The sequence below is a fragment of the Ruegeria sp. N10 genome, from assembly GCF_056531545.1.
Genome location: NZ_JBQFLY010000042.1, coordinates 1 through 5,298 on the forward strand (window position 1 = coordinate 1; position 5,298 = coordinate 5,298).

The 5,298-nt window shown below is 54.1% G+C and carries 7 protein-coding genes and 3 pseudogenes; 4 read left to right on the forward strand and 6 right to left on the reverse strand.

Annotated elements, in window-relative coordinates:
* Nucleotides 1–114: 114 nt before the first annotated feature.
* Nucleotides 115–255, reverse strand: a pseudogene (locus tag ACR0JI_RS21655) (helix-turn-helix domain-containing protein); the annotation flags it as partial.
* Nucleotides 256–302: 47 nt separating this feature from the next.
* On the opposite strand from ACR0JI_RS21655, the gene ACR0JI_RS21660 reads away from it, so the two are divergent.
* Nucleotides 303–521, forward strand: a complete 219-nt coding sequence (locus ACR0JI_RS21660) for a hypothetical protein (RefSeq protein WP_480478664.1) — start codon at nt 303–305, stop codon at nt 519–521.
* Nucleotides 522–659: 138 nt separating this feature from the next.
* On the forward strand, nt 660–1,289 hold the full coding sequence (locus ACR0JI_RS21665) for a helix-turn-helix domain-containing protein (protein ID WP_480478546.1): 630 nt from the start codon (nt 660–662) through the stop codon (nt 1,287–1,289).
* Nucleotides 1,290–1,387: 98 nt separating this feature from the next.
* On the opposite strand, the gene ACR0JI_RS21670 is transcribed toward ACR0JI_RS21665, so the two are convergent.
* Entirely contained in the window at nt 1,388–1,804 is a 417-nt protein-coding gene (locus ACR0JI_RS21670) for a WGR domain-containing protein (RefSeq protein ID WP_480478548.1), read from the reverse strand.
* A gap of 54 nt (nt 1,805–1,858) precedes the next feature.
* Between ACR0JI_RS21670 and ACR0JI_RS21675 the strand changes: the two genes are divergently transcribed.
* Together ACR0JI_RS21675 and ACR0JI_RS21680 are read left to right on the forward strand one after the other, a co-directional pair.
* The gene (locus ACR0JI_RS21675) at nt 1,859–2,536 is read left to right on the forward strand and encodes an ankyrin repeat domain-containing protein (RefSeq protein WP_480478550.1); all 678 of its coding nucleotides are present in this window, start codon (nt 1,859–1,861) and stop codon (nt 2,534–2,536) included.
* A gap of 137 nt (nt 2,537–2,673) precedes the next feature.
* Complete coding sequence (locus ACR0JI_RS21680) at nt 2,674–3,183, forward strand: nucleoside deaminase (RefSeq protein WP_480478552.1); 510 nt, start codon at nt 2,674–2,676, stop codon at nt 3,181–3,183.
* Between the two features lie 26 nt (nt 3,184–3,209).
* Here the strand turns inward: ACR0JI_RS21680 and ACR0JI_RS21685 are convergent, their stop codons facing one another.
* The 4 genes and pseudogenes from ACR0JI_RS21685 to ACR0JI_RS21700 all read right to left on the reverse strand — a co-directional run.
* Nucleotides 3,210–3,452, reverse strand: coding sequence for a hypothetical protein (locus tag ACR0JI_RS21685; RefSeq protein WP_480478554.1), 243 nt, complete (start codon nt 3,450–3,452; stop codon nt 3,210–3,212).
* A 205-nt stretch (nt 3,453–3,657) separates the two neighbouring features.
* Nucleotides 3,658–4,065 carry a phasin, PhaP gene (locus ACR0JI_RS21690; protein ID WP_480478556.1) on the reverse strand — a complete coding sequence of 136 codons (408 nt, stop codon included), beginning with the start codon at nt 4,063–4,065 and terminating at the stop codon, nt 3,658–3,660.
* A 293-nt stretch (nt 4,066–4,358) separates the two neighbouring features.
* Nucleotides 4,359–4,541: pseudogene (locus ACR0JI_RS21695) on the reverse strand (IS6 family transposase); the annotation flags it as partial.
* Between the two features lie 60 nt (nt 4,542–4,601).
* A pseudogene (locus ACR0JI_RS21700) lies at nt 4,602–5,210 on the reverse strand (DUF3179 domain-containing (seleno)protein); the annotation flags it as partial.
* Between the last annotated feature and the right edge of the window lie 88 nt (nt 5,211–5,298).

Below are 5,298 nucleotides of genomic sequence, written 5' to 3' on the forward strand. Positions count from 1 at the left end.
GTAGGCGACGACTTCACGGGGAAAACGGTAGCCCTTCAGGCGTGGCATCTCAGCTGGTATATTCATGGAGACCGGCTAAACAGCCTCAGGTACGACTGCAAGTTGGCAATCCCGTGCTGACCGCCGGTAGCCGGGCGGGACCGAAAACGCCAAAATCTTGCGAACGCTGTCACGAGATATCCCGAAATGCCGGGCCGCTTCTCGCTGGCTCATGCCCTCGGCACAGGCCAGACGAACTTTACGATACAAATCCACGGAAAAGATCCTCCCGCCCCCCCTCCGTTACGAAAAGAAGGGCAAAGATGGACGACTTTAACGCCGCCCGCAGCAGGGTCATCCCGCCGCTACCGTGGTCGACTTTCTCACCGCCGTTCTCAGTCACCAATGACCAGCAAAATACCTCTTGTCCCGCTATTTCATTTGCCGCTCTCAAAGGTTCGATGACCGAAGTCAAGCAGGCCATCGGAAGTCCGTCGAACAACAGGAATCCAATCTCGAATACATTTTTTCTACCAGCATGATTATTTTACTATCAGGAATAATGGGTGCTACGATAGCCCGAATTGGATTGGCTGAAACGGCGCAGCTGCTTGCATCGTTAGTTCGGACAAGTGTAGCAAGACATTGAAGGCGAAACATTGAAAAAACGCGACACAGAAATGGTGGGAAATCTGACTCAGGATCCGCATTCCGTTCGAACGAGCGAACGTGAAAAGGTGCTCGAAGTAGCGATCGGCCGCGAGGTCCGAGCCTTTCGCAAACAGCAAAACATCACCGTCGCTGAACTGGCCCAATTGACAGGATTGTCGATCGGCATGTTGTCGAAGATCGAGAACGGCAACACATCTCCCTCGCTGACAACTCTTCAATCGCTCGCCGATGCGCTTTCAGTTCCCCTGACAAGTTTTTTCAGACAATTTGAAGAGCGCCGCGAGGCGGTTCATACCAAAGCAGGTGAAGGCGTCGAGCTGGAACGTGAAGGAACTCGCGCCAACCATCAATACAACCTGCTTGGGCATATCGGGGCCAATGGATCAGGTGTAATCGTGGAACCTTACCTGATCACTTTGACCGCTGAATCCGACGTGTTTCCGACGTTCCAACATGGTGGAATTGAGACGATTTACATGCTTGAAGGCGAGGTAGACTACCGCCACGGGGACCAGATTTATCCCCTGAAGCCCGGCGATACCCTGTTCTTTGACGCCGACGCACCCCACGGCCCGGAACGGTTGGTCAATCTGCCGGCACGCTATCTTTCAGTGATCAGCTATCCGCAGACAAACTGATCGGCTTGCGCAGCAGGAAATCTGTGGGTCTGTCATACCCCTCATGGCTGCCCGTGCTGACAATCGTGAACCCAAGCCTGGAAAATATGCGATGGTTTTCAGTGAGCTCCACGCGCGTTTGCAGTTCCAGCGCGGGCAGGCCAAGCTGCGCTGCGCGGATTGCAGCATGATCCACCAAGGACCGGAACATACCCCCGGCGGCGCTTTTGCTTTTCGAGGTTTTGGAGCGCTTCACCGGCCTGGGCTTCGTCATCATATGTCACCATCATGGCTTGCCCGTTTGTCCCAATACGTCCCCAAGTACGAAGGACGGACACTTCCCCAAACAGCGTCGGCTGCAATTCTATTCCATAGAACCGCGCCATGTTAATGTCGGGGTCCACATGGATCAGGTGGACAGGTGTGGTTGCCGTCAGTTCCATGACGCGATTGTCGGCAAACTCAGCCCGTCTGTCCAATGACATTGCGAAATCAATTCCCGTGAATGGATTCTGATCCTGAATGGAAAATGACATTGAATGCATCCGCTACTACTATAGCTGACCAATATGTAGGTAATAGGATCGGCCATGTTTCGTTTTCTACTATTTGCTTTCGTGATAGGTCTTGCCGCCAGCGCAGGCACGGCGCAGACACCGCCTTCGGCTGATGAGGTCGCGCAATACGACGGTCTCTTCGCAGCCGCTCACACCGGCAACGAAGAAATGATCCGGCAACTCGTTGCGGCAGGGGCAAACGTCAACGCACGGGACTCGCGGGGTCGCACACCAGCCCATGTGGCCGCGTTTGCTTCAGAGGACGAGGCATTGCGTGCACTGGCTGAGGCCGGTGCTGACATGAACGCGCTTGAAGGTCAGGCCTACGACGTTGTCACAATTGCGGCCGTTGCAAATGATCCAGAACTGATGACGCTCGCAATCGAGTTGGGAAACGATCCCGGACTAACGACCAGCCCTTATGAAGGAACGGCACTGATTGCAGCCGCGCATCTCGGTCATGTCGAGATTGTTCGACAGCTGATCGCTGCTGGCGCGCCTCTGGATCATGTGAACAATCTGCATTGGACAGCAGTAATCGAAGCCGTTGTGCTTGGTGACGGCGGCTTGGACCATCTTGCGGTTCTGGATGCGTTGTTGGCAGCGGGTGCTGACCGATCGCTTGCCGATCGTAACGGCACTACACCGCTCGAACACGCCGAACTGCGCGGATTTGCTAAGATGGCAGAGCGGCTAAGAAAAGAGGACTGAGGCCAGTCCAGCAGGCTGAAGCGGAGCGTTCCACCTCACAGGTGCCGATGGCAGCTTGGATGAGACCAACCTCAAATCAAGTTCCTCTCGTAGTGGAGCGGTGACAGATTTGAACACATCTCACGGGTAACGGCACAATGGACAAGATCAGAAAAAGTGAACAGGACTGCCACAGCGACCTCGAATTCGCGAGGCGTGGTTTTCTTGGCGCATCAGGCTTTAGCGCACTGACAATTGGATTGAGTGGCTCCGCTGTAGGCCAAACTTCTACAAGGGCGGACGACGCAATACCTCAACCAAGTGATCCCAAGGATGCCACATTCATGGAGCGCGCGTTCGAAATGCGTCAGTATGCGATTGATCATGGAGATCAGGGGTATGGCGCAGTTGTGGTGCGCGATAACATTATTATTGGCCAATCGTGGAGCAGGGTCATCTTGGATCAAGACCCCACGGCCCACGCCGAAATGGCCGCGATCAGGGACGCGGCGCGCCGCCTCAATGACCGAGATTTGAACCAAGCGGCCATGTACTCATCTTCCCGACCATGTCCCATGTGTGAAGCCGCGGCATACTGGGCTGGAGTCCGCCTCATGTTCTACGGCCGGAAAATCACGAGCGCAGGTTCGCCGAAGCTTTGCAGTTAGAATGGTTCTCAGCCATCAGCGACGTTTCATTTTGCATTCGCCTCCCACGGTGGGAAGTCGGCCCAAACCAGACCTGCGTTGTACCTTCGGAACGCTGCAGCGCAGCCCGCATTGCCGACATTCGCTGCACCGCCAAAGTTTGGGTTGTCATAAACTAATAGTCTACGGGTTAACCAATCATTTATCCCTGTGGAACGAGCAACCGCTTCTTGACCAAAAAATTCCCAAAAGGATGACAGGATACGGATATCTTTTTCGACGGCGATCAATGGTTTCCCCCATCGGAGGCTTGTAAATAAGCGATATTCACGCCGCCTTTACATAGGGCTACGTTACATAGGTGCGCACCGGAGCATATCATACATAACGTTTCGATCCTCTTACACACGCGCATAAAGGGCAGATTCTTCAATCTGCCCTTCTCTATTGCACCAATTAATAAGAAACGGCGCAATTCTGTTCTCTTGTTCCGAATTAGGCTGCTAAGGCTTTCTTTGCAGCGGCGGATTCTTTGGTGATGTCTCTGCCGGCGGTCATCAGCAACTCGACAGTGTCTATCAGGGCTTTCTTGGCGATCTCGGCAAAAGCAAACATCATTTCAGTGGCGTCTTCGGTAGCGCCCGACAAAAAATCTGTGGCAGCTTTTGCGTACTCAGTTGGCTCCGCCTTGGCTTTTGACACTTCGGTCAGCTTGACAATGGTATCTTTGGTCCACACGCTGGAAATATCCGTTGATTTTTCAGCCGCTTCTAATGAAATGCGCGACAGTTTTTCGCTCAGCGATGTGGAAGTTCTGAACGCATTTTCGAAGACTGCGGCTTTGAGGGGAAATTCGCCCATCGCATCTTTCCAAATCGCTGTGAAGTTCTGGATTTTTTCCATTGTCTTAAGTCCTAGTGTTTTGCGGGCCCACCCCGCATTATCTCCAATTGAGATTTTATCCTTTCTGCGACACAGCAATGCAAGGAGATAAGTTTACGCTAGGGAAAGCAGTGGAACGGAAGCGTTTTCAAAAACTTGCTTGCGAGCAACTTAGTCTCCGACGCCGGTGTCAACGGCATGGAACCCGAATCGCTAGTATCACTGGCCGCGGGTGCTTGACCGGTGCTGTCAGACAAATTCGAACCTGTCTCCGTTAGGCCAAAAGAACTGTCCTTTATACAGCACCAATATACAGCACCAAGTTTGCGCAACTCGGCAAGAGCGGCGGACCGTGTCAGCTTGAGGGTGTCTCGGCTGGTGAGCGATCTTTCCTGGTTGAAATGGTTTTAGACGGAGGAGTGGACGGAGGCGAATTTCAGCAAACTTCGCATACGCTTGAAACGTTGCATGGTGCGTTCTCTTCGTCGGAACGGCAGGGGCATTGCTAACTTGATTGCACGCGGCTGATGGCTGTCTGGCCCGCGTCCGTCAAGCGGTCATTTCGAGAGCGTACGTTCACCCCCGTCGGCCAGCATCCATCTGCCTTCCGGCCAGAAGGCGTGGAATGCAAAGGCGAACATGACATCATGGGCGATATCCTGTCCCGATGCGTTACGCACCCGGACTGAGCCTACATCGCGCCCCTTGGCGATGCGCCCGGTGTCGAGGGCCGAGGCCTGCCCCGCGCGCCAGGAGAGCGTTATCCCGGCCTCAGAGATCTCGCCCTCTGCTCTCAGCCTCTCCAGAGTCCAGGCTTTGTCGCCGACGCGGATCACGCGCGCCAGTGGGTTGATGCCATGGGGCGGGTTTTCACCGGAATAGAGAAAGGGCCGCGACAGGGTGTCATAGCCGCGATAAGGGTTGCGCCCATAGTCGCGAATATAGGCCGGTTCGTTCATCACCAGCCCATCCGGGTTACGGCTGCTGAACTCCTCCCAGCTTTCCATCCAAGTGGGCAGGGTCTTCAATTCGGTGCCTGTCAGATCGCCGACGATGGCCCGGCCGATGGCCTGCTGCCACCAGCTTTCAGTTTCGCGGTCATACATCACCATGTCGGAATGGCGCAGCTTACCTGAGACGCCGAATGTGAGCGTGCCCGCAGCTGTCACTGTACCCTAATTAATCAGAATCTTGTCTGAAATTGTCCTGCAAAATCAATGATAGTTTGTACTCTTAATTTTCATATTGTACCGC